This window comes from Acidimicrobiales bacterium (assembly GCA_036491125.1).
Taxonomy (GTDB): Bacteria; Actinomycetota; Acidimicrobiia; order Acidimicrobiales; family AC-9; genus AC-9.
This window is the reverse complement of record DASXCO010000116.1, coordinates 1-23,517: the sequence shown is the minus strand read 5'-3', so window position 1 is coordinate 23,517 and position 23,517 is coordinate 1. Positions and strand designations below refer to the sequence as shown.

Sequence of the window (23,517 nt, the reverse complement as noted above, 5' to 3'; positions counted from 1 at the left end):
GTGGGCGCCCAGGGCCGGCGGTGGCTCCCGTGGATCATGATGGCCCTCGTCCTGGCCGTCGCCCTGGTCATCGGGTCCAGCGCCCGATCGGGCTCCGAGACCGTCAGCCAGCGGGTCGACCGCATCGCCAAGGACGTGCGCTGCCCCAGCTGCTCCGGCCTGTCGGTGGCCGAGTCGGACGCCCCTACGGCGGTGGCCGTCCGCCAGCTCATCACCGACCAGGTGAAGGCGGGGCGCAGCGACGGCAGCATCGAGACCGATCTGGTCCACAGCTACGGGTCGGGGATCCTGCTGCGACCGCCGGCGAGCGGGGTGGCGGCCGTGGTGTGGGTCCTGCCCGCCGTCGCCGGGGCTGTCGGTGTGATCGCCCTACTGGTGGTCTTCCGCCGCCGTCGACTGGGCGGCGACCGAGGGTCGACGCCGAGCGCCGAGGACCGGGCCCTCGTCGAGCAGGCGCTGCGCTGAGCGTGGCCCGCACCGCGTCACCCCGGGACCTGGAGGAAGAGCGCGACTTCCTGCTGCGGTCGATCTCGGACCTCGACCGCGAGCGGGCGGCGAACGACCTCGCCGAGGCCGACTACCGACGGCTTCGGGACGGGTACACGGCCCGGGCGGCCGACGTCATGCGTCGCCTCGACGCCTTCGGAGCTGTTGGCGGGGACGGCGGCACGGCTCGAACGCCCGCGGCGCAAGAGCCGCCAGAGCCGGGCCAGCCGGGCGAGCCGCCTGCCGGGCACGACTCGGAGACACCTGCTGGCGTCGCCGTCCAGGTGGCGGCGCGGGTCGACGAGCACAAGGCCGGCCGCGCTCGAGGTCGCAGGCGACGCGGCATCGTCGCCCTTGCCATCATCTTCTGCTTCGTCGGCGCCGCTGTCGGACTGGTGGTCACCCGGGCCAATCAGCGTCTCCCTGGTCAGACGGCGAGCGGGTCGGTGACCCTCACCGATGCCCAGCGGCTGGCCCAGGAGCTGGTCCAGGCCCGGGTCCTGTCCACCCAGGGAAATGACCTGGACGCCATCAAGCTGTACGACAAGGTGCTCGCGGTCTCGCCCCGCCAGCCCGAGGCCCTGGCCTATCGGGGATGGCTCCTCCGGCTCTCAGGGGTGGCGGGGCACGACCAGGCCCTGCTGGCCCAGGGGCGGGCGTCGGTCGAAGCCGCCGTGGCGCAGGACCCGAGCTACCCCGACGCCCGGGTGTTCCTCGGCTACATCCTCTTCCAGGACGCCCGCGACCCGGCCGGGGCGGCGGCACAGTTCCGAGCCTTCCTGGCCGACCATCCGCAGGCCCAGATGGTGTCGCTCACCAGCGATGTCGTCGCCCAGGCGTTCGCCGCCATCGGCCAGCCGGTGCCGCCCGCGTCCTCGCCGTCCAGCTCCTGACCGCGCCGCAGCGCTACCGGAAGACCCCCGTGTGCCCCAGCGAGTACCGCCCCGGCTGGGGGTAGACGCTCAGGCCGTGGGGGCCGTGGCCCACGGGTATGCGGGCCAGCAGCTGACCAGTGGTCGTGTCGATGGCGTAGACCTCGGAGTTGTAGCGGCCCGTCAGCCACAGGACCTTGCCGTCGCTCGACACACCTCCCATGTCCGGGCTCCCCCCGCCGGGGATGCGCCATGTGGTGGCGACCGACCGGGTGGCCAGGTCGACGACCGAGACCGATCCCTCGGTCCGATTCGAGACGTAGAGGTATCTCGAGTCCCGGCTCACATACAGGCCGTGGGCCCCCTTGCCCGTGGGGATGAACCCGATGACCTTGAACGAGTTGCCGTCGATCTCGTAGAGGCCGTTGGCCTTGAGATCGGCCTCGTAGAAGACCCTGCCGTCAGGCGAGGTCTTGACGTCCTGGGGCTCGCTGCCCTTGATGTCGAGCACGCCCACGAGCTGCTGGTGGGCCACATCGATTTTGAGCATCTGGCCGGAGAACTCGCAGCTCACGATCATGTACGTCCCGTCGGCCGAGAAGTCGGCGTGGTCGGCGCCCTCGCAGGGGACCGGCAGCGAGTGGACCAGCTGCATGGAGTGGGCGTCGCGAAAGTCCAGTCGATTCAGCGCCTCGGCGACCACGATGGCGTAGCGGCCGTCGGGCGTGAAGTACATGTTGTACGGGTCCGCGACGGGAACCGGCGGCCCAGGCTTGCCGGTGGCCGGGTCGATCGGGGTGAGGCTGTTGCCCTGGTCGTTGGTCACCCACAGGGTGCGCAGGTCCCAGGACGGCACGACGTGCTGGGGGAGGCCGCCCACCGGAAAGGTGTTCACCACCTTGTACGTGGTGGGATCGATCACGCTGACGCTGTCGGACTCGGAGTTGGGGACGTAGACGAGCGGCGGGAAGTTCTTCACCACCGGGCTCAGGGCGCCCGGCCGGTCGGCCGCGTAGATGTCGTTGGGATTGAGGACCGGGGGCATTCCCGGCAGGGCGGCGAGCGTGGTCGAGGGACCCTGGCCGACGGTGGAGGTGGTGCCGGTGCCCGAGCTCGGCACCGACGATGGAGACGAGCGGCCGCCCGGATCGCTGGCGAACACGAAGAGCACCACGATGGTGGCGATCCCGACCAGCACGAGCGCCCACCGCCGGACGAGCACGGCGGGAGGTGGCCGCCGACGCGCCTTCCCGGCCCGCCTGCCGGCGCGGGATTGCTCATCAACGCGTGTCACGGTTCCCGTCCTTCCCTTCGCTAGCGTTGCTCACGCCATGCCCCCCCGAATCCCGCGAAGACTATTCCTTGCTGGTGCCGGCGCCGCGGTGGCGCTCGCCGGCTGCAGCCAAGCAGTGCGCCGATCGGCGCCGCCCAGCACGACCCCCACCACCGGCGCCCCGGCGCCGCCCTCCACCAGCCCGCCCGGTCGCCCGGCCACCTACCTCGCCAACGGGTCACGGACGGGCACGGCGGTGGCCCTCACGTTCCACGGGTCGGGTGACCTCGGCCTGACCAACGCACTCCTCGACCAGGCTAGATCCCTCCGGGCTCCCGTCACCGTCTTTGCCGTCGGCACCTGGCTGGCAGCGGATCCGTCGATCGGGCACCGCATCCTCACCGACGGAAACGAGCTCGCCAATCACACCTTCACCCACCCTGACCTGGGCAGTCTCGGGGCCAGCGCCGTGGCCAGCGAGATCTCGCGCTGCGCTGACGTCCTGACCCAGGTCCAGGGCAACAACGGCCGCTGGTTCCGCCCCTCTGGGCTCGACCGGCCGACGGCGCTGATCCTTCAGCAGTCGGGACTCGCCGGCTACCCGGTGTCCGTCGGCTACGACATCGACCCGCTCGACTACGAGGATCCCGGGGCAGCGAAGGTCATCTCCCGCGTCGAGCAGGGTCTCCAACCGGGATCGATCGTGAGCCTGCACACGGGTCACGCCGGGACCGTGCAGGCGTTCCCGGCCATCGTGGCCGCCATCAGGGCAAGGAACCTCCGGCCGGTGACGGTGAGTCAGCTCCTCGGGCCGAACCCGGCCTGACAGGTACTGAGACCCCCAGCTCAGACCCGCAGCGCCCGGAGCCGGTCGACGACCGCGGGGAGGGCGTCAACGAGGGCCTCGATGTCGGCGTCGCTCGTCGGCCAGCCGACTGACACGCGCAGTGAGCGTTCGGCATCGGCGCCCATCGCCTCGAGGACGGGGGAGGGAGCGAGCGATTCGGACGAGCACGCCGAGCCCGAGTGGACGGCGATGCCCTCCTGGTCCAGGCCCAGGAGCACGGCCTCCGCCTCGACGCCGGCGACGCCCAGGCAGGCGATGTGCGGAAGGCGGCGGACCGGGTCGCCGTAGATCGTCACCCCGTCGAGGTCGCGGGCCAGATCGAGCACGCGGTCGGTTTGGGACCGCGCACGCGCCGCCTCCTCGGCCAGCTGGCCGTCGGCCAGCAACTGGGCCGCGGTAGCGAAGCCGACGATGGCCGGGGTGTTCTCGATGCCGCCTCGCCGAGCCCGCTCCTGCTCGCCCCCCAGGATCATCGGATCGAGCCGGAGGCCTCTGCCGACCACGAGCGCCCCGACGCCTTTCGGCCCGCCGAGCTTGTGGGCGCTGACCGAGACGAGATCGGCCTCCAAGCTCGAAAGGTCGAGGGGGACGTGGCCTGCACCGGCGGCGGCGTCGACGTGGACCAGGATCCCCCGTTCCCGGCACAGGGCAACCGTCTCGGCGACCGGCTGCAGGGTGGCGACCTCGTGGTTGCCCACCTGGCAGTGAGCCAGCGCAACGGCCGTGCCCGTGTCGGCCAGGCGCTCCAGGGCCGCGCCGAAGGACTCGACGTCGACGCGACCGAGCTCGTCGACGCCAGCCTCGATGACCTGGGCGTGTCGGGATGAGGCATCCCGGACGGCGGAGTGCTCGACGGCCGTGCTGACGACGGCACCGCCAGGACGAGCCTGGACCGCGCCCCACACGGCGGTGTTGATGGCCTCGGTCCCCCCGCTGGTGAAGACGATCTGGCGGGGGCGGGCACCCAGCAGCTCGGCGACCCGGGCCCGCGAGTCCTCCAGTGCGGCCCGGGCGATGCGGCCCTCGGTGTGCACCCGACCGGGGTCGGCGGCCCCCTCGCCGGCGAGCCAGGGGACCATCGCCTCGACGACCTCGGGGCGGGCGGGCGAGGAAGAGGCGTGATCGAGGTAGTGACGACTCATCGCCGCAGCTAGATGGCGGTGACGCAGGTGTCGTCGCCCCGGGCGCGGGACGAGATGACGACCGGCGTGCTGTCGCCGTACAGACCGGCGAGCAGGCCCCGGACCATGCCCCGGTCCACGGCGCAGATGATCGGGTGCTGGGCGGCGGTCTCCCCGAACGGACAGTGCTCGGCGACGACGGCCACCGAGGTTCCCCGGGCCTCGGCGTGGGCGGCGAACCCGTGGGCGGTCAGGGTGTCGGCCACCGTGCGGATGGCGGCACGCAGCGAGCGTTGCCCCTCTCCGGGCGCCATCTGGGCGGCCAAGGCGGCCCCGTACTCCTCGCCGACCGTCTCGGCCATGCACTCGGCCTCCTCGGAGGACAGCAGGGAGAGCGCCCGCCCCAGCAGTAGGACGAGCAGGTCGTCCCGACGAGCAGGGAACTCGAGGCCCATGTCCTTGGCCGACGCCCGGTAGCGCTTCGACGGGCGGCCCGCCCCGCCCGAGCCCGACCGCTCCACGAACACCTCCAGGTAGCCCCCCGCCGCCAGCTTGTCGAGGTGATGGCGAGCCACGTTGGGGTGAAGGTCGAAATGAGAGGCCACCTGCCCGGCCGTCGCGCCCTCGCTCTCCCGGGTGAACAAGTAGATGTCGCGCCGGGTTGGGTCGCCGAACGCCGAGGTGACCGCGGCCACGGCGGCGGAGAACTCCTCGTCGCCCAGAGGCCGGGAATCGGCGGGAGCCGGTGCCTCGGAGGCGGCCCGGTCGGAGGTCTTCGCTCGACCGCTCTCTCGACCGGCCGGGCGTTCTGGGCTGGCCTGCACGACGGTATTGTACCTACGGCTGTAGGGATAATTCCGCCGGCTGCAAGGAAGCCGCCCGCAGCCGCCCGGGAGGCGGCCGATGTCAGTAGGAGATTCCGAGGTCCGGCAGGCGTTGGCCGGGGTGGCCGACCCCCAGCTGCGCCGCGGGATCGACGAGCTCGGCATGGTGCGCTCGACCCGGGTCAGGCGGGGTCGGGTGACCGTTGCGCTGGCGTTGCCCGTGGCCACCCACCCGGGACGCGATGAGCTGCTTCTCCGGGTGAGGAGCGCGCTCGAGGCCCTCCCCGGGGTCCGGTCCATCGAGGTCGAGCTCACGATGATGAGCGAGGAGGAGCGGACCCGACTTCGTCGGCACCTGCGGGGAGAGCGGGCGGCCGGCGCCGAGACCAACCCCTTCGCCCGGCCGGGTTCGCCGACGCGGGTGCTGGGGATCTCGTCGGGCAAGGGAGGCGTCGGGAAGTCCTCGGTCACGGTCAACACGGCGGTCACCCTGGCCCGGCTCGGACACAAGGTGTCGGTGCTCGACGCCGACGTGTACGGGTTCTCCCTGCCCAAGATGCTCGGCATCGATCACGATCCGATGGTGATCGACGACCTGCTCATCCCCCCCGTGGCCCACGGGGTGGGCTGCATGTCGATCGGCTTCTTCGTCGGGGACGACCAGCCGGTCATGTGGCGGGGACCGATGTTGCACAAGGCGCTCGAGCAGTTCCTCACGGACGTGCACTGGGACGACCCTGACTTTCTCGTCGTCGACATGCCACCTGGCACCGGTGACGTGGCCATGTCGATGGCCCAGTACCTGCCCAGGACGGAGATCTTCGTGGTCACCACCCCGCAGCCGGCCGCCCAGCGGGTGGCCCAGCGCAGCGCCCTGATGGCCAAGAAGCTCAAGCTTGCCGTGCGGGGCGTGATCGAGAACATGTCATGGTTCACCGGCGACGACGGCAAGCGCTACGAGATCTTCGGCGCCGGCGGGGGCCGGTTGCTCGGCGAGGAGCTCGGAGTGCCCCTGGTCGGCCAGCTGCCCCTCGTGCCAGCCCTCCGCGCCGGCGGCGACGAGGGCCGTCCCGTGACGGTGACCGAGCCCACCGGGGAGGTGTCGCGCGCCTTCGAGGAGACGGCCAAGCGCATCGAGGCCCTGGGACCGGCCCGCATCTATCGCCGGGAGCTCGCCGTTCAGTGACGGCAGGACCGCCCCGAAGATTGGCCGTCGACTGCGCGACCATGGAGCCGTGGCACCGGCCACCTGTCTGCACGGGCTCCAGCCCGATACCTGTCTGATCTGTCAGACCCTGGCCACCAAGCCAGCGTCGGCGCCGGCGCGGGCGCCCAAGCGCGATCGGGGCGATCGCAGCCCACGCAGCCTGCCTGCCCTCGGCCCCCAGGACCGCGGCCCTGACCGCCCCGCTCGACGCTTCAGCGTCGCTGGCGCCTTGGCCCTGGTGCTGGCGACGGTCGTGGTCGCCTGGGTCGTGATCGCCGCCCTGTGGACCACCTTCAGGGTGGTCGAGCTGGCCCTGGTCGCCGCGGCCGCAGGCTGGCTCGGCTGGCGCCTCGGCGTGTGGCACGGCCGCCGTCTCGACCGCTGACGGCGCTCCACCCTCGAGACCGGTCGCCTGGACCGGTCAGGCGCCGGGGAGCCGATCGGCGTCCCAACCCAGGTGGGCGGCCGCCGACTGCATGACGTAGCGGTCGGTCATCCCGGCGACGTAGGTCACGGCGGTCGCCAGCGCCTCGTCGCTGCCGGCGCCCACTCCTCCGCGCTCGGCGGTGCCGTGGATGAGGTTGGGTCGATCGGCGAAGTGCTCGACGAGGGCGCGGAGCACCCGGGCAACTCCCTCGCCCTGGGCGACCGACGCCGGTCGGAGGTAGATGCGCTCGTAGTTGGTGGCCCGGAACTCGGCCAGGGCCTCGGCCAGCTCCTCGGTCATCCCGACCTCGCCGGTCGCCGTCACCGCCTCGAGCACGCCGCCGATGAATGCGCCCAGCTGCTCACCTCGGCCTTGCCCGCAGCGCTGGCGCACCCGCTCCGGCAGCATCGCCGAGGTCACGATCCCCGCCCGCACGGCGTCTTCGAAGTCGTGACAGACGTAGGCGATGCGATCCGCCCAGCTCACCACCTCTCCCTCGGGGGTGACCGGCGCTGGGCGGGACCACGAGTGGTTGCGAATGCCGTCCAGCGTCTCGGCGCACAGGTTGAGCGGCGCCAGCACGACGTCGGCCCCCCACACGGCATGGTCGAAGCCGGACTCCACGTACGGCGAGAGGGCGTCCTCGCTGGCGTGCCCACCTGGACCGTGGCCACAGTCATGTCCGAGGGCGATGGCCTCGGTGAGGGCCACGTTGAGCCGCGCCGCCCGGGCCAGGCTCACCGCCACCTGGGCCACCTCGATGGCATGCGTGAGCCGGGTCCGCTGATGGTCCTGGGGAAAGATGAACACCTGCGTCTTGCCCGCCAGCCGGCGGAAGGCCGTGGCGTGGAGGATGCGGTCCCGGTCCCGTTCGAAGCAGGTGCGCAGCTGGTCCGGCTCCTCCGGGCTGGCGCGCCGGCCGGCCTCACGGGCTCGGGTCGCCCCGGGGGCGAGCGTGAGGTCCTCGGCGTGCTCGCGTGCCTCTCGCCGAAGCGTTCCGACGGTGCCGACGCCGGCGCAACTGTCGCGGTGGGCCCGGCGGACGGCTGCCCCGCCCGAATACCCGTCCATCGTCGAGGCCCAGCGCTGGGTTCGCGCGGTCGGGGTCGGCTCGGTGGAGACCATGGGTCCAGTTTGCACGCTGGCTGTGACAGCGTCCCGGGCGACGTTGCCGCCTCGGGGGGGCCGTCCCCGCCGTCGGCCGTGAGCGCTCGGGCCAGGACGCGGCCGGCTCGGGCATACGATGTCCGAGGCCCGTCCCATCGCCGGACACCGCCGACCAGAGGGAGCACGCTGGTGGACATCCGCATCGGTGTCATCCACACAACGAAGGAGATCGAGGTCGAGTTGGCCGACGACTCCAACCGCGACAAGCTCATGGACGACATCGACGCGACCCTGGCTCGCCCCGACAGCGTGCTGTGGCTGACCGACCGCCGGGGCCGGCGAGTCGGTGTGCCGGTGGCCCGGGTGGCCTATGTCGAGGTGGGCGCGGCGAGCGAGGATCGCAGGGTCGGCTTCGGTGCCCCCTGAGGGCGCGCCGGCCGGCCCAGGAGGCCGACCGGAGGACACAGCCGGCCCGGGAGGCCGGCCCGAAGACACAGCCGGCCCGGGAGGCCGGTCCGAAGACACAGCTCGACGGAGGGTGCCGGCCGACATCCTGGAGCGGAAGCTGCTCTTCGTGACAGGCAAGGGCGGTGTGGGCAAGACGACCGTGGCCTCGTCACTGGCCCTCCTGGCCGCCAATCGGGGCAAGCGCACACTGCTGTGCGAGATCGACGCCAAGGGCGCCATCGCCGACGCTCTCGAGACGGGACGTACCAGGTTCCAGCCCACCGAGGTGCATCCACGGCTGTGGGCCATGTCGATGGACACCGAGGCGTCGCTTCGGGAGTACCTGCGCCTCAACCTCCGGGTGCCCGTCGTGGGTCGCATCGGCCCGATCGCCAGAGCATTCGAGTTCGTGGCCACCGCCGCCCCCGGTGTCAGGGAGATCCTCGTCGTGGGCAAGCTCTGCTACGAGGTGCGCGAGCGCAACTGGGACCTGGTGGTCGTGGACGCCCCGCCCACCGGGCATGTCATCGGCGAGTTGGCCGCCCCGCAGGCCATCAACGATCTCGTCAGCATCGGTCCGGTGCGACAGCAGACGGGCTGGATGCTCGACATCCTCTCGGATCCCTTCCTGACCGGGCTGTGCATCGTCGCCACGCCGGAGGAGATGCCGGTCAACGAGACCATCGAGCTGGCCGCCAGGGTCAGATCGGAGACGAGCGTCTCGCTGGCCGCCATCGTGGTCAATCGGGTGCTCCCCGAGCTGTTCGGACGGGGCGAGGAAGCGGTCTTCGACGCGCTCGCCGAGCCGGACCGAGCGGCGGCGCTGGCCAAGGCCGTCGACGGCGATGTGCAGCCCGTGCTCGACGGCGCCGGGCTGGCCGTCACCCTGCGCCGGACCGGAGCCACCCACCTCGAGCGCCTACGGGCCCAGGTCGACTCGGCTGTGCCCCTGCTCTACGTCCCGTACCTCTTCGCCCGGTCGCACGGCCTGCGGGCCACACGTCAGGTGGCTGAGGCGCTGTCGGCCGAGCTGGGCTACTGATGCCGACCACCGCGGCGCCCGTCCGCTCCGGTTCCTTGGACCAGCTGTTGGCGGCCAAGGAGATCGTCGTCTCGTGCGGATCCGGCGGGGTGGGAAAGACCACCCTTGCCGCCGCCGCAGCCACCATGGCGGCCGTGCGGCAAGGGGGCAAGGTGCTCGTCGTCACCGTCGATCCCGCCAAGCGACTCGCCAACGCCCTCGGCGTCGAGGGGATCGGCAACGAGGAGACGCGGGTGCCGACGGCGGCCTTCTCGGATGCCGGGATCACACCCCGCGGTGAGCTGTGGGCGGCGATGCTCGACACCAAGCAGTCCTGGGATGCCCTGGTCCGTCGCCACGCTCCGAATGACCGCACCGCCAGCGAGATCCTGGCCAACCCGCTTTACCAGAACGTGTCGGGCCGTTTCGTACAGAGCCACGACTACATCGCCATGGAACGGCTGTACGAGATCCACAACAAGGGGATCTACGACCTGATCGTGGTGGACACGCCACCGTCGCGCAACGCCATCGACTTCCTCGAAGCCCCCGAGCGCATGGCGGACTTCTTCTCGAGCCGGTTGTTGCGATGGCTGATCGTCCCCTACCGCTCCCGGGTCGTGAACTTCGCCTCGCGGCCCTTCTACCAGGTGGCCGACCGCATACTCGGGACGCAGTTCCTCCAGGACATCGCCGAGTTCTTCATGCTCTTCCAGACCATGTACGACGGGTTCGTCAAGCGGGCCAACGCCGTCGAGCGCCTGCTCCACGAGCGGCGCACCACCTTCATGGTCGTGAGCACCCTCGAGGCCGCCCCGCTGCGGGAGGCGGAGCAGTTCATCGAGGTGATGTCGGCGAAGGGGTTTCACCTCGGCGCCGTGGTCCTCAACAAGGTCCTGCCCGACTACATGCGCAGCGACCGTTCTGCGGAGGTGGCCGGTCGGCTGCGGGCTCGGAGCGATGAGCTGTCCGAGGCGCTGGCGCCGGGGCTGGCCGCGCCCGCCCAGATCCACCGGGTCCTCGACGAGCTGGCCGAGAGCTTCCTCAACTTCCAGGTCGTGGCGTGCCGGGAGGCCGAGCAACAAGCGGAGCTGGCAGTGACTCCCGAGGTGGTGGCGAGCGTGCCGTACTTCGACACCGACATCTACGACCTGGCCGGCCTGGTGCGGCTCGGCGAACGCATCTGGAGTTGAGAGGCGGGCCCGGGAGGCCGGCCGACAGGAAACAGAAAGGAGCGCATCGTGGCCGACATCGTGGCTGCCGAGATCGAGCGCTACGCCGAGAACCACACCACCCCACACCCTCCGTACCTCGAAGAGCTGGCGGAGGAGACCCGCCGCACGTTGTCGGCCCCGGGCATGATGGTCGGCCCCGTCGAGGGGCGGGTCTTGCAGACGCTCGTCTTCATGTCCTCGGCCCGCCGGGTCCTCGAGATCGGTACCTTCAGCGGCTATTCGGCCCTCTCGATGGCGGCTGGCCTTCCCGACGACGGTCACATCGTCACCTGCGAGCTCGACCCCCGGCACGCGGAGCTGGCCCGCCGCCACATCGCCGACAGCGCGTTCGCCGATCGCATAGAGGTGCGGCTGGGCCCGGCGCTGGACACCGTCCTCGGCCTCGACGGACCTTTCGACCTCGTCTTCATCGACGCCGACAAATCGGGCTATATCGACTATTACGAGGCCGTCCTCCCCAAGCTGGCGCCCCGAGGAGTGATCGTCGCCGACAACACGCTGTGGGGCGGAGCGGTCGCCGACCCATCTGACACGGGTGCGCGCACCAAGGAGGTGCGGGCCTTCAACGACCACGTCGCCAACGACCCGAGGGTCGTCTGCGTCCAGATGACCGTTCGAGACGGGATGACCCTCATACGCCGGGCCGGCTGACCAGGCGCCCCGGTCCCCGGCGCCCCGTACCATTGGCCCGTGCTCGACTATCACCTCCACCTATGGCCTCACGGCGAGCGCGATAGCGACGTCACGGTCGAGCAGCTGGCGGCGTACTGCCGGCGCGCGGGGGCCGCTGGGATCACCGAGATCGCCGTCACCGAGCACCTCTTCCGCTTCGTCCAGGCCGACGCCCTGCTGGGCCGGTTCTGGGATGCCGACCCTGATCCCGCCCTGCGAAGGAGCATGGCGGCCTACTGGGGCGACCACGCCCGGGCCGACCTGGACGCCTACGTCCACTCGGTGTTGGAAGCGAAGGGAGCTGGCCTCCCGATCGCGCTCGGGCTCGAGGTCGACTACTACCCCGGCCGCATGGACGACGTGGCCAATCTGCTGGAGGGCTATCCATTCGACGTGCTGCTGGGCTCGGTCCACTGGCTCGGTGCCTGGCGGTTCGACGATCTCGAGGACGCGGCATCGCTGGCCGAATGGCGCCGCCGAGGCGTGGAGCAGACCTGGACCGCCTACACCGAGGCGCTCGAGGAGCTGGCGGAGTCGGGCGCGTGCGACGTGCTCGCCCATCCCGACCTGATCAAGGTGGCCGGCCATCGGTCGGGCGCTCCGGACGAGCTCTACGACCGCATGGCCGAGGCGGCAGCCCGGTCGGGCATGGCGGCCGAGGTGTCGTCGGCCGGCTGGCGCAAGCCGGTCGGTGAGGCCTATCCCGCGCCGGCGCTGTTGGCGCGCCTTCGGGCCCGCGGCGTGCCGATCACCACCGCCTCGGACGCCCACGGTCTACCCGACGTCGCCGATCGCTCGGATGAGATCCGCCAGCTGCTGACGGCGGTGGGCTACGACTCGCTGTGCGCCTTCCGCAAGCGCCAGCCCCGCCTCATCCCGGTGACACCGTCAGCGGCCACGAGGTCGACCGGCCAGGCTGGCGGCGCCGGAGTCCCGGTCCCGATCCGCGGCGTGGGAAACGGCGCCGGAGCAAACAGCGAGGGAACGGACGGTGGCGGGGGAGACAGTGGCTGGGGAGACGGTGGCGCGACATCGCCTGCGACGAGCGGCGGCGGCCGCGGCGCCGTGGCCGTCGGTGGCCCGGGCGGTCCAGGCGCGACGCCCTCCGGAGGAGGGGAAGCGGCGGAGCTCGCGATGGAGGTGGCGACGCCGGCCGACGTGGCCCGCCGCCACACCAGGCTGGAGACGAGTCCCCTGGGGCACCTGCAGCGCCTCATGGGCTCCTGGGGCATGCTGGCCGACCTGTGCTTCGGCGACCTGGTGCTGTTCGTGCCGGTCGCCGCGGCCCTCGACGAGGGCAGCCGGTTCGTCGTCCTCGGGCAGATGCGGCCCAGCACGGGCCAGACCCTGCACCAGGAGGACCTCGTCGGCCGACTGGTCGACGACGCCGAGCGCCCCCTCCTGGGCCGGGCCTGGCGACTGGGGGAGATGGTCGAAGGCGAGCTCGTCACGACGCGAGGCGAGCGGGCCCGGATGCAGTGCATCCCGGTGCGTTGGGAAGGTGACCTCATCGCGGTCATGACCCGGGAGTCGCCGCTCACCGTCGGTCGACGGCCGGGCCTCCTCGAGCGCGAGTACGTCGAGCTGTTCGACCGTTTCGCGAGGATGATCGCCGACGGGCTGTTCCCCTTCGCCAGCGACGAGGCCGCGGTCACCGAGGAGTCGCCCCGGGTCGGCGACGGCGTCGTCGTGCTCGACGAGGGAGGTCGGGTCTCATACGGCTCGCCCAACGCCATCAACGCTCTCCACCGGATGGGCGTGTTCTCCAACGTGGAGGGCATGCGCTTCGGCGAGCTCGGGGTCGAGGAGACCGCCGTGCAGCGGGCCTACGCCACCCGCCTGCCCGTGATCGAGGAGGTCGAGCGCAGGCCCGACGTCATCGTGCTCGTGCGCTGCATCCCACTGCTCAGCATGGGAGAGCTGACCGGCGCCGTCGTCCTGCTCCGGGACGTCACCGATCTTCGCCGTCGGGACCGACTGCTCGTGTCGAAGGACGCCACGATCCGCGAGATCCATCACCGGGTGAAGAACAACCTGCAGACGATCTCCTCGCTGCTGCGCCTCCAGGGCCGGCGGCTGCCGCCCGGCGAGGGCCGCAGCGCCCTGCGGGAGTCGGAACGCCGGATCCGCTCGATCGCCATCGTGCACGAGATCCTCTCCCGGGAAGCCGGAGACCAGGTCCCGTTCGACGAGATCGTGCGTTCCCTGGTCCGCATGACCGAGGACGCCGTGGTCTCGGGTCGGCCGATCAAGCTGTGCGTCGCGGGAGATGCGGGTGATCTCAGCGCCGATCTCGCCACTCCGCTCGCCGTCGTCCTCGCCGAGCTCCTCCAGAACGCCATCGAGCACGCCTTCGAGGGCGGGGAGTCCGCTGACCGGGGCGACGGCGACCGGACCGCCGACGGCGCCGGCCGGGTCGACCTGTTGCTCGAGAACGACGGGCGGCGCCTGCTGGTGCAGGTGCGCGACGACGGCCAGGGCCTGCCCGACGGCTTCTCGATCGACAACACGTCCAGCCTCGGACTCTCGATCGTGCGGGACCTGGTGCGCAGTCAGCTGAGCGGCGACATCGTGATGCGCCGTGACGGCGGCACGGTCGTGGAGCTGCGGATCCCTGTCGTCGGCATCGACGACGGGGCGCCGGAGGACGAGATCTAGCGGGCGGTCCTCAGGAGGCCCGGCGGCGCTGGCTCAACCACGTCTTGCGCAGCTTGCGGCGCTCCTCCTCCGCGGTGCCGCCCCATACACCAGCCTCCTGGTTGGTGATCAGCGCGAACTCCAGGCATGCGGTCTGCGCTTCGCACCCGCTGCACACGCGTTTGGCCGCGGCGATCTGATCGACGGCCGGCCCGGTGGTGCCGACGGGAAAGAAGAGATCGGGATCGGTGTCCCTGCAGGCGGCGTACCTCCTCCAGTCGTCGGTGTCCCATTCGATCGACCGGTTCCATGTGAGGGCCACGACGCCTCCTCGGGCGGGTGTCGGGGGCCTTGTGAATCAATTCACATGCTCCTCGCTAGAACCCTAGCGCGGAACACCCGGATTGGCCGCGAGCCTACCCGGAAGTGCCAGCCTGCGGCAAGATGGTCTCGGGTGGCGACGCCGCCGCAGCGCAGTCCTCAGCTCTGCTCGGCGGCCGTCCTGAGCTCGGCCAGGCTGCGGGCGAGCAGACGTGACACGTGCATCTGGCTGATGCCGAGTTGCCCGGCGATCTCCAGCTGGGTCAGCCCCTCGAAGAAGCGCAGGTGGAGAATGAGCTGCTGGCGAGGGGGCAGGGACTGGATGATCGGTGAGAGCGTCGCCCGTTCCTCCGCCGCCGACATGCGTGGATCCTCGTCGCCCAGGTGGGAGGCGAGGCTCTCGCCTTCATCGTCGCCGGGCGCCGGGGCGTCGAGGGACGCCAGCCGGTAGGCCTGCCCGGCCTCGAGGGCCTCGAGCACCTCTTCCTCCGAGACTCGGGTCTCGGCGGCCAGCTCGGCGATGGTCGGTGAGCGGCCGAGCTCCTGGGACAGTCGCCCGATGCTGTCGCCCAGGGTCAGGTAGAGCTCCTGCATGCGGCGGGGCGCCCGCACCGCCCAGCCCTTGTCCCGGAAGTGGCGCTTGAGCTCCCCGGCGATCGTGTGGGTGGCGTAGGTCGAGAACTCGACGCCGCGTCCGGGGTCGAAGCGGTCGACGGCCTTGAGCAGGGCCATCGAGCTGACCTGGACAAGGTCGTCGACGGGCTCGCCGCGATGGCTGAACCGCCGGGCGAGGTACTCGGCCAGGCCCAGGTGGGCCTCCACCAGCTCGCGCCGGATCGTCGGATCGCCGGTCTCGGCCAGAGCGACGAACTTCTGTCGCAGCTCCTCCCGTTGCGCGTTGTCCACGCCCATCAGCCGGCGATCGGGAGCCGCCGCTTCCGCATCCAGAACGTCAGTTGATCGTGACCGTTCCGGCGGACCTCGTGCTCGTCCACCAGCGCCTCGAGGATCTTGCGCGACAGGCCGCTCTGCACCGGGTCGGGACCCCGCTCGCCGCTCTCGAGCGTGCCCTCCACCTCGAGCGTCTCGTCGTCGAGGGAGAACATCAGGTGGACCACGCCGGGACGGCCCTGGGTGCCGATGAGGGAGAAGCACAGCTCGTCGATGGCGAGCCGCAGGTCCTCCACCTCGTCGTAGCTGAAACCCAGGCGGCAGGCCAGCCCGCTGGCGGTCAGCCGGGCCAGGCGGGGGAGCTCGGTGGTGGCCGGAGATGACAGCCGCACCTCGTCGCTTCCGGGCACTCCGTTCGGGTCCTCCTCAGTGGCAGTGGTGGTTGCCAGTTGTGTCGCCGGCGTACCGGCGGGGGTTCGGGCTCGCGCGCTCGCCACAGCGTCTCTCCATCGACGCTAGCAAACGGCCTGCTGGCGATCTGCGCTCGGGCCCACGCCGGGGCCGCCAGGGGCCGCCAGCAGCCGCCTGGGCGGGGGCCCGCGGGGACCCGGTTGGTCGAGCGGCGGGGCTGTCGTGAACAATGACAGGCATGAACGTCGCCGTCTGTGTCAAGCAGATCCCCGACCCCGCCGCCCCGGGGTCGCTGCAGCCCGACACCAAGAACCTCGTCCGCGAGGGGAAGCTCATCCTCGACGACTCCGACTCCTACGGCGTCGAGATGTCCCTCCAGCTGGCGGAGCGCGCCGGTGGCGGTGAGGTGACGCTGGTGTCCATGGCACCCCACGAGGAGACGAGCGGCCTGCGCACGGCGCTCGCCATGGGCGCGGCCAAGGCCATCCTCGTCAGCGACGACGTCCTGGCGGGCACCGACGCCCTCGGCACCGCCAAGGTGCTGGCCGCCGCCATCAAGCGGGCCGAGCCCGACCTGGTCGTGGCGGCGACGGAATCGACCGACGGGTACACGGGCACCACGCCGGCCCAGGTGGCCGAGCTCCTCGGCCTGCCCTCGGTGACCTTCGCGAAGAAGATCGACGTGAGCGACGGCAAGGTCCGGGTGGAACGCCAGACCGAGGCGGGCTTCGACGAGGTGGAGTGTCCGCTGCCGGCGGTGGTCACCGTGACCGCCGGGGTCGTCGAGCCCCGGTACCCGTCCTTCAAGGGCATCATGGCGGCGAAGGGCAAGCCCGTCGAGCAGCTGAAGGTGGCCGACCTCGGCCTGACGCCCGACCAGGTGGGCGTCGCCGGAGCCCGCGAGGAGGTCTTCGACGTGGCCGCCGCCGAGGAGCGCAAGGCGGGCGAGGTCGTGGTCGACGAGGGTGATGCCTACGAGCGCATCATCGCCTTCCTCGAGCAACTGAAGCTTCTGTAGCCCACCGCAGCCGGGAGGATCCTGAAACTGATGGCAACCGACAAGGTATGGGTCGTCGCTGAGTCGTCGGGTGGAGCCCCGACCAGCCTCACCCTCGAGCTGCTGACCAAGGCCCGCTCGCTGGGCTCGGTCGTCGAGGCGGTGGCGTGGGGCGACGACGTGGCCTCGACGGCCGGAGCGCTCGGCAGCCACGGCGCCAGCAAGGCCTACGACGTGGGCGATCTCGGCAACGCGCTTCCCGGCAGCCGGGTCGCGGCGGCGATCGCCGCCCAGATCGCGGCGGGCAACGCGCCCGACGTGATCCTGATCGGGACCACCTACGACGGCCGGGACATCGCCGGGCGGCTCTCGGCCCGCATCGACCGGCCCGTGCTCACCAACCTGGTGGACCTGACCGTCGAGGACGGAGTCCCGGTCGCCCACCACGCCATCTTCGGCGGGGTGCAGATGGCCAAGAGCCGTTTCACGGGCGACGGCCCCGGCATCTTCGTGGTGCGGGCCAAGTCGTTCGCGGCCGAACCCGACGGTGGATCGGCGGCCGAGGTGGTGCCCGTCGAGGTGCCTGACACCGGTGCCACCGACGCCGCCCGGGTGCTCGAGCGTCACGTCGAGGAGCGCAGCGGACCGCAGCTCGACGAGGCCGAGATCGTCGTCTCCGGTGGCCGGGGCCTGGGCCAGGCCGACAAGTACGAGATGATCGAGGAGCTGGCCAAGCTGCTCAAGGCGGCGCCAGGCGCGTCTCGAGCGATCGTCGATGCCGGCTGGGTGCCATACGCCTACCAGGTGGGCCAGACGGGCAAGACCGTGAAGCCGACCGTCTACCTCGCCGTGGGGATCTCGGGCGCCACCCAGCACATGGTCGGTATGAAGGGGGCCAAGAACATCATCGCCATCAACAAGGACCAGGAGGCCCCCATCTTCTCCATCGCCGACCTGGGCATCGTCGGGGACGTGCACAAGGTCGTCCCGAAGCTGATCGAGGCGCTCAAAGCCCGAGGGTAGGGCAGAGTCGGACTTTCCCCACCGCGTCGCCTAATATCGGCCTCGTGGCGGGCGGGGGAATGCTTTCGTCGCTGAGACGCGGGCGCATACACGGGGAGCTGCGTCGAGACTGATGCTCTTTCCCACCATCGACTTCGCCGTCTTCTTCGCCATCGTCTTCCTGGTGAGCTGGCTGCTCGCGCCCTTCCCCCGGCGCTGGAAGCCGTTCATGATCCTCGCCAGCTACGTCTTCTACGGCTGGTGGGACTGGCACTTCGTCTTCCTGCTCGGGGCGTCCACCGCCTTCGCCCAACTCGGTGCGCTGGCGATCCACCGCACGGATTCGCCCGCCTCGCGCAAAGCCGCCCTGTGGGCCACCGTCGCCGTCGAGCTGGGCCTCCTCGGCTGGTTCAAGTACTACGGCTTCTTCGCCGTCAACGTGGCGAACGTCCTGCACGGCATGGGCATCGGAGCCCCGCTGCCGCTGCTCCAGGTCACCCTGCCGGTGGGGATCTCGTTCTTCACGTTCATGGCCCTCAGCTACGTGATCGACATCTACCGGCGTTCCCTGGAGCCGGCCAGCTGGCTCGACTTCGCCACCTACCTCTCGTTCTTCCCCCACCTGGTCGCCGGGCCCATCGTGCGAGGCTCCGAGCTCCTGCCGCAGATCCGCACCCGGCGGGACCCGCGCAAGGTCGACTTCTCGAGGGCGGCCTACCTCATCTTCGCCGGCCTGTTCAAGAAGGTGGTGCTCTCGAGCTTCCTGGCCACGGCCATCGTCGATCCCGTGTTCAACAGCCCGGGCCAGCACAGCTCGCTCGAGATCGCCGTCGCCATCTACGGCTACGCGGTGCAGATCTATGCCGACTTCAGCGGGTATACCGACATCGCCATCGGTGTGGCGCTGCTGCTCGGGTTCAAGTTCCCCGCCAACTTCGACAGCCCGTACGCCGCCCGCACCCTCCAGGACTTCTGGCGACGGTGGCACATGACGCTGTCCCGCTGGTTGCGCGACTACCTCTACATCCCCCTGGGGGGCAACCGGGGGTCGCGGCTGTCGACGTATCGCAACGTCATGATCACCATGGTGCTCGGTGGCCTGTGGCACGGCGCGGCGTGGACGTTCGTCATGTGGGGGACCATCCACGGCATCGGGCAGGTGACCGGCCACTGGCGTCGCTCCCGCCGGGAGGCGCGGGGTCTCGACCCCCTGCCCGGCTCACGATGGGACCGCATCGCCCAGAGGGTGGTCACGTTCAACGTGGTGTGCCTGGCTTGGGTGTTCTTTCGATCGGACTCGTTCTCGACGGCGCTCACCCTGCTGCGGCGGCTGTTCACGGCGTGGGGACCGGCGCCCGAGGTCACACCCCTCGTCCTGCTGGCCATCGCCGTCGGCATCGGCGCCCAGTACGTGCCTCATGACGTCGTGGAACGAGCCCGCGCCGCGTTCTCCCGGCTTCGCCCGGCGGGGCAGGGAGTGCTGCTCGCCATCACCTTGTTCGGCATCACCACCCTCGGGCCCCAGGGTGTCGCCCCGTTCATCTACTACCGGTTCTGATGCGCACCCGAGTCCGTATCGCCGCCGCCCCTCGGCATCGCCGCTCCCGCTCGCTTCATGTTGACGCCTTGTCGAGCCTCGGGCGCATCTCCGCCACCCGGGACGCCCGCTCGCAGACAGCGGATCCCCGATCAGCTGATCCCGCCACGCCCGAGCTCCGACCGCCTCCCACCACGGCGCCGGGCCCGGAGGGCCCTCGGCTCCTGGCGGCCGGGAGAGTCCTGGTCATCGGCTTCGTCTGCCTGGGGCTGTGGCTGCTGTTGGACTCTCATTCCCTCCAGCGCTCGGCCGAGTCGTCTCCGCTCGGCGCCCGGCGGACGGCGGCGCTCACGGTCCTTCGTCCGATGGTGTGGGTCGGCAACGGCACTGGTCTCGCCTACCTTGGCGACCTCGTCAAGGACGCGCTCGGTCGGCCCACCGGTGGCCCGGTGGTCAAGTCGACTCCTCCCGTTCCGCTGGCGTCGCCGCGAGCGCGGCACACCGCGGCGGCGCCACCCGCGGCGCCTCAGCCGGCCGGCGCCCCGAGCCCGGCCCCGCCGGCGCTGCCACCCCTGCCCCAGCCGACGGCCGCCAGCCCGCTGCGGGTCCTCGCCGTGGGGGACTCGATCGGAGAGGACTTCGGACAGAGCCTGGTCGCAAAGCTGGGGGCCACCGGCGTGGTGCAGCCCACCTTGGACGGCAAGATCGACACCGGCCTGGCCCGACCCGACTACTTCGACTGGCCTGGTGAGCTCCGCACCGACGTCTCCCGCTTCCAACCGGACGTCGTGGTGGCCATGATCGGTGCCAACGACAACCAGTCGTTCCTCGTCGGGGGCAGGGCGGTCGGGTTCGGCTCGCCGGACTGGATCGCCGCCTACACCCAGCGCGTGGCCACCATGATGAGCGAGGCCACGGCCCAGGGCCAGCGCATGCTCTGGGTGGGGATGCCGATCATGCCCTCGGGCGGCGTCTCGCAGCAGATGCAGCTGGTGAACAGCGTCGTCGCGGGTCAGGCCGCGGTCCATCCGGGCGTCTCGTATCTGGACTCCTGGCACGTCTTCGTAGACAGCAGCGGCAAGTACTCCGCCTACCTGCCCGACGCCTCGGGGGGCGAGCAACAGATCCGGGAGCCGGACGGCATCCACCTGGCCAGGGGCGGCTCGGACCGCCTCGCCGATCTGGCGATCACGGTCATGCAGAGCCAGTTCGGGGTGCGGCTCAGCTCCTGAGCCCGAGACCCCGACGACGGTGGGAGGTCGGTGGCTACGATCAGGAGATGACCGACACTGCCGCCCGCCAGTGGCGGAACTGGGGTGGCAACCAGCGGTGCGCCCCGGTCGAGATCGCCCGGCCCCGCTCGGTCGAGGACGTGGTGGAGGTGGTGAAGTCCGCAGCCAAGGACGGGCTGCGGGTGAAGGCGGTGGGGTCGGGCCACTCGTTCACCGACGTGGCCTGCACCTCAGGGGTCCAGGTGCGCCTCGACGAGCACGCCCACGTCGTGCGTTACGACCCCGACGAGTCGACAGTGACCGTCGAGTCCGGCATGACCATGGCGGCGCTCGCCGAGGAGCTGGCCCGGCGGGGCCTGGCCCTGGCCAACCTGGGCGACATCGGGTACCAGACGGTCGCCGGAGCCATCTCGACGGGCACCCACGGGACGGGAGTGCGGCTCGGCGGCCTGGCCACCGACGTGGTCGGCCTCCAGCTGGTCACGGCCGACGGGTCGATCGTCTCCTGCTCGCCGGACGAGGAGCCGGAGATCTTCTCCGCCGCCCGGGTGGGGCTGGGCGCGCTGGGCATCATCTCGACGGCGACCATCCGCTGCCAGCCCGCGTTCAACCTGCGCGCCGTGGAGGAGCCGATTCGCCTCGACGACGTGCTGTCGTCGATCGACGAGCTGGTCGAGGGCAACGACCACTTCGAGTTCTTCTGGGTACCCCACACCGGCTGGGCCCTCACCAAGCGCAACAATCGCACCGACGAGCCGGTCTCACCGGGTCGGGGATGGCGGTTCGTCCGGGACAAGATCCTCTTCGAGAACATCGCCTTCGGAGCGGTCACGTGGCTCGGGCGCGTGCGCCCGCGGTGGACCCCACGACTTGCTCGCATCGCGCCCAGCTCCGGGCGCACCGAGTACGTCGACCGCAGCGACCGGGTCTTCACCAGCCCCCGCTGGGTCCGCTTCTGCGAGATGGAGTACGCCATACCCCGGGCGGCCGCTGTCGAGGTGGTGGAGCGGGTGCGCCGGTACGTGGAGGAGAGCGGTCTGTACGTCGGTTTCCCGGTCGAGGTCCGCTTCGCGGCGGGCGACGACATCCCACTGTCGACGGCGAGCGGGAGGCAGAGCTGCTACGTGGCCATCCACATGCCTCAGGGGGTGCCCTACGAGCAGTACTTCCGCGGTGTCGAGGCCATCATGGACGGCGTCAGAGGGCGGCCCCACTGGGGCAAGCTCCACTACCAGACGGCGGCGACGCTCTCGCCCCGGTATCCGGGGTGGGAACGGTTCCAGGCCGTGCGCACCCGTCTGGACCCCGACGGACTGTTCGGCAACCCCTACACCGACCGCGTGCTCGGCCCGCCCTAGACGAGGGGCCACGGATAGGGTCGCCGCTCGGGGGCGGGCGCAGGGAACTGCGGGCTGGCGACCACCTCCGTCGCCCGTCGGCGGATGCCCTCGAGCTCCTCGGGACCCAGCAGCGATCCGAGGGCCGGCGGAAGGTCACGGGCGACACGATCGACGTCGGCCACCAGGGGGTCGGGGACCGACTCGCCGCTGAAGTCCCACATCACCGTGCGCAGCTTGGGCTCAGGATGGAACGACAGCCCGTTGTCGATGGCCCAGATGCGGCCGTCGAGGCCCAGCAGGCAGTGCCCGCTCTTTCGATCTGCGTTGTTGAGCAGCAGGTCGAAGGTGGCGATGACCCTCAGGGCGTCGAGATGCCCGGGATCCTCGACCAGGGTGAAGTAGTGCTCGGTAAACTCGGCGGCCACGAAACGTTGGAGGGAGCCGACCCCCAGTGGCGCGTCGGTACGAATGAGCGTCTCGGGCACGATGTCCCAGCCCAGGGCGCGGGACAGCTCGTAGGCGGCCACCTCTCTGCGGTACAAGCCGCCCGGGAAGTCCCACAGCGGCCGCTCGCCCCGATGCGGCTTGTACACCGCCAGCAGATCGCGCCCGTCGTCGCCGCAGCTCACCAGGAACGTGCGGTTGGAGCTCCACGGCAGCCGGCCCTGGAGCTCGATCTCCCCCCCGGAGAGCAAGCTCAGAGGACTGGGGGGCGATGCCCGTTCGTCCTGGGGCACACGTGTCCTGAGGGGTCCAAGGGGTTGCCGCACAGCGGGCAGGCCGGCCTCCCGGCCTCGACCAGCTCGGTCCCCCTGATGGCGAGCGCGGCCGCCTGCTCCCGGGTGATCGTGAAGCGGGCCATCGATGCCGCCTCGTCCACCGTCTCCACCGTCTCCTCCTCATCCTCCTCGGGGACGGCCTCCTCGGCCAGGAGCACGATCCGGTCGGCGGCGGAGTCGTAGGACAGGCCGAGGGTGCCGACAGCCCAGGCGGCGTCGAGCGGCTCCTCCAGCTCCAGGTCGTTGGGCAGAGCCCCGGGATCCGGGAGCTCCTCGAGGACCTTCGCCAGGTACTGGGCCAGGGCGGCCACCTGCTGTTTCTCCAGCTTCACGGTGATCACCAGCGACCCCTGTCGGCCCTGGAGCAAGAAGACCCGCTGGCCAGTGGGACCGATCGTGCCCACCGTCACGCGCTCGGCGTCGTAGAGATCGTGCGAGTCGCTCATGACGGTTGCACCTCGTCGAGCCCGTTGGTCGTGTTCACGCCGAGGACCATCGGACCATTCTCTCCGTAGGCGATGGCCGTGACAGAGCAGGGTGAGATCGCGATGCGCTGGAAGAGGTCGAGGTGGGTGCCGAGAGCGTCGGCGACCGCGGCCTTGATCGGGTCCGCGTGCGAGACGGCCACGATCGTGGTGCCGGCGTGCCGGGCTCGCAGGCGGGCCACGGCGGACGTGATGCGGCACTGCATCTCCGAGAACGACTCGCCGCCCGGGAACCGGAAGCCGCTGGGCCAGCTCTGCACGTCCCGCCATTCCGGCAGCTTGCGCAGCGCCTTCAGCTCGCCCCCGGTCCAGTCGCCGAAGTCACACTCGAGCAACCCCCGCTCGA

The 23,517-nt window shown here is 70.9% G+C and carries 25 protein-coding genes; 15 read left to right on the top strand and 10 right to left on the bottom strand.

The features are described from left to right. Together VGF64_09945 and VGF64_09940 are read left to right on the top strand one after the other, a co-directional pair. Nucleotides 1-465: a cytochrome c-type biogenesis protein CcmH gene (locus VGF64_09945; protein HEY1635069.1), complete on the top strand. Its 465-nt coding sequence runs from the start codon at nt 1-3 to the stop codon at nt 463-465. A 2-nt stretch (nt 466-467) separates the two neighbouring features. Then, complete coding sequence (locus tag VGF64_09940) at nt 468-1,379, top strand: hypothetical protein (GenBank protein HEY1635068.1); 912 nt, start codon at nt 468-470, stop codon at nt 1,377-1,379. A gap of 13 nt (nt 1,380-1,392) precedes the next feature. Here VGF64_09940 and VGF64_09935 read toward each other — a convergent pair whose 3' ends face one another. Further along, entirely contained in the window at nt 1,393-2,652 is a 1,260-nt protein-coding gene (locus tag VGF64_09935) for a beta-propeller fold lactonase family protein (GenBank protein HEY1635067.1), read from the bottom strand. 37 nt (nt 2,653-2,689) lie between these two features. On the opposite strand from VGF64_09935, the gene VGF64_09930 reads away from it, so the two are divergent. Beyond that, nucleotides 2,690-3,457 (top strand): polysaccharide deacetylase family protein, encoded by a 768-nt coding sequence (locus tag VGF64_09930; protein HEY1635066.1) that lies wholly within the window; start codon nt 2,690-2,692, stop codon nt 3,455-3,457. A 20-nt stretch (nt 3,458-3,477) separates the two neighbouring features. On the opposite strand, the gene VGF64_09925 is transcribed toward VGF64_09930, so the two are convergent. Then, a complete protein-coding gene (locus VGF64_09925) occupies nt 3,478-4,620 on the bottom strand; it encodes a cysteine desulfurase family protein (protein HEY1635065.1) in 1,143 nt (380 codons plus the stop codon). A gap of 8 nt (nt 4,621-4,628) precedes the next feature. Then, entirely contained in the window at nt 4,629-5,423 is a 795-nt protein-coding gene (locus tag VGF64_09920) for a helix-turn-helix domain-containing protein (protein HEY1635064.1), read from the bottom strand. A 79-nt stretch (nt 5,424-5,502) separates the two neighbouring features. Here VGF64_09920 and VGF64_09915 point away from each other — a divergent pair, with 79 nt between their 5' ends. Both VGF64_09915 and VGF64_09910 read left to right on the top strand, forming a co-directional pair. Continuing rightward, on the top strand, nt 5,503-6,609 hold the full coding sequence (locus VGF64_09915; GenBank protein ID HEY1635063.1) for an Mrp/NBP35 family ATP-binding protein: 1,107 nt from the start codon (nt 5,503-5,505) through the stop codon (nt 6,607-6,609). Between the two features lie 49 nt (nt 6,610-6,658). After that, a complete protein-coding gene (locus VGF64_09910) occupies nt 6,659-7,015 on the top strand; it encodes a hypothetical protein (protein ID HEY1635062.1) in 357 nt (118 codons plus the stop codon). Between the two features lie 36 nt (nt 7,016-7,051). Here VGF64_09910 and VGF64_09905 read toward each other — a convergent pair whose 3' ends face one another. Beyond that, nucleotides 7,052-8,182, bottom strand: a complete 1,131-nt coding sequence (locus VGF64_09905; GenBank protein ID HEY1635061.1) for an HD domain-containing protein — start codon at nt 8,180-8,182, stop codon at nt 7,052-7,054. A 171-nt stretch (nt 8,183-8,353) separates the two neighbouring features. Here VGF64_09905 and VGF64_09900 point away from each other — a divergent pair, with 171 nt between their 5' ends. The 5 genes from VGF64_09900 to VGF64_09880 all read left to right on the top strand — a co-directional run bounded on the left by VGF64_09900 (nt 8,354) and on the right by VGF64_09880 (nt 14,197). Continuing rightward, nucleotides 8,354-8,590, top strand: coding sequence for a DUF3107 domain-containing protein (locus VGF64_09900; protein HEY1635060.1), 237 nt, complete (start codon nt 8,354-8,356; stop codon nt 8,588-8,590). 112 nt (nt 8,591-8,702) lie between these two features. Beyond that, the gene (locus VGF64_09895) at nt 8,703-9,653 is read left to right on the top strand and encodes an ArsA family ATPase (protein HEY1635059.1); all 951 of its coding nucleotides are present in this window, start codon (nt 8,703-8,705) and stop codon (nt 9,651-9,653) included. Beyond that, a complete protein-coding gene (locus VGF64_09890) occupies nt 9,653-10,825 on the top strand; it encodes an ArsA-related P-loop ATPase (protein HEY1635058.1) in 1,173 nt (390 codons plus the stop codon). Before VGF64_09895 ends, VGF64_09890 begins: the two co-directional genes overlap by 1 nt. 48 nt (nt 10,826-10,873) lie before the next feature. Next, nucleotides 10,874-11,518: an O-methyltransferase gene (locus VGF64_09885; protein HEY1635057.1), complete on the top strand. Its 645-nt coding sequence runs from the start codon at nt 10,874-10,876 to the stop codon at nt 11,516-11,518. A 39-nt stretch (nt 11,519-11,557) separates the two neighbouring features. Next, a complete protein-coding gene (locus tag VGF64_09880; GenBank protein HEY1635056.1) occupies nt 11,558-14,197 on the top strand; it encodes a histidine kinase N-terminal domain-containing protein in 2,640 nt (879 codons plus the stop codon). A gap of 10 nt (nt 14,198-14,207) precedes the next feature. Here the strand turns inward: VGF64_09880 and VGF64_09875 are convergent, their stop codons facing one another. The 3 genes from VGF64_09875 to VGF64_09865 all read right to left on the bottom strand — a co-directional run bounded on the left by VGF64_09875 (nt 14,208) and on the right by VGF64_09865 (nt 15,798). After that, nucleotides 14,208-14,498 carry a WhiB family transcriptional regulator gene (locus VGF64_09875; protein ID HEY1635055.1) on the bottom strand — a complete coding sequence of 97 codons (291 nt, stop codon included), beginning with the start codon at nt 14,496-14,498 and terminating at the stop codon, nt 14,208-14,210. A gap of 158 nt (nt 14,499-14,656) precedes the next feature. After that, nucleotides 14,657-15,409, bottom strand: coding sequence for a SigB/SigF/SigG family RNA polymerase sigma factor (locus tag VGF64_09870; protein ID HEY1635054.1), 753 nt, complete (start codon nt 15,407-15,409; stop codon nt 14,657-14,659). Next, a complete protein-coding gene (locus VGF64_09865; GenBank protein HEY1635053.1) occupies nt 15,409-15,798 on the bottom strand; it encodes a hypothetical protein in 390 nt (129 codons plus the stop codon). Before VGF64_09865 ends, VGF64_09870 begins: the two co-directional genes overlap by 1 nt. 239 nt (nt 15,799-16,037) lie before the next feature. Here VGF64_09865 and VGF64_09860 point away from each other — a divergent pair, with 239 nt between their 5' ends. From VGF64_09860 to VGF64_09840, 5 genes are all read left to right on the top strand, one after another. Next, nucleotides 16,038-16,817 (top strand): electron transfer flavoprotein subunit beta/FixA family protein, encoded by a 780-nt coding sequence (locus VGF64_09860; protein ID HEY1635052.1) that lies wholly within the window; start codon nt 16,038-16,040, stop codon nt 16,815-16,817. Between the two features lie 30 nt (nt 16,818-16,847). Further along, complete coding sequence (locus VGF64_09855) at nt 16,848-17,819, top strand: electron transfer flavoprotein subunit alpha/FixB family protein (GenBank protein HEY1635051.1); 972 nt, start codon at nt 16,848-16,850, stop codon at nt 17,817-17,819. Between the two features lie 112 nt (nt 17,820-17,931). After that, nucleotides 17,932-19,356, top strand: a complete 1,425-nt coding sequence (locus VGF64_09850) for an MBOAT family protein (protein HEY1635050.1) — start codon at nt 17,932-17,934, stop codon at nt 19,354-19,356. Next, on the top strand, nt 19,356-20,567 hold the full coding sequence (locus VGF64_09845; protein ID HEY1635049.1) for a DUF459 domain-containing protein: 1,212 nt from the start codon (nt 19,356-19,358) through the stop codon (nt 20,565-20,567). Before VGF64_09850 ends, VGF64_09845 begins: the two co-directional genes overlap by 1 nt. A 47-nt stretch (nt 20,568-20,614) precedes the next feature. Continuing rightward, a complete protein-coding gene (locus VGF64_09840; GenBank protein ID HEY1635048.1) occupies nt 20,615-21,925 on the top strand; it encodes a D-arabinono-1,4-lactone oxidase in 1,311 nt (436 codons plus the stop codon). Here VGF64_09840 and VGF64_09835 read toward each other — a convergent pair. The 3 genes from VGF64_09835 to VGF64_09825 all read right to left on the bottom strand — a co-directional run. Further along, nucleotides 21,922-22,602, bottom strand: coding sequence for an SCO1664 family protein (locus VGF64_09835; protein ID HEY1635047.1), 681 nt, complete (start codon nt 22,600-22,602; stop codon nt 21,922-21,924). The genes VGF64_09840 and VGF64_09835 overlap by 4 nt on opposite strands. A 2-nt stretch (nt 22,603-22,604) precedes the next feature. Further along, entirely contained in the window at nt 22,605-23,132 is a 528-nt protein-coding gene (locus VGF64_09830) for a DUF3090 family protein (GenBank protein HEY1635046.1), read from the bottom strand. Further along, nucleotides 23,129-23,517, bottom strand: a 389-nt coding sequence (locus VGF64_09825) for a histidine phosphatase family protein (GenBank protein ID HEY1635045.1), incomplete at its 5' end; no start/stop codon positions are given. The genes VGF64_09830 and VGF64_09825, both read right to left, overlap by 4 nt.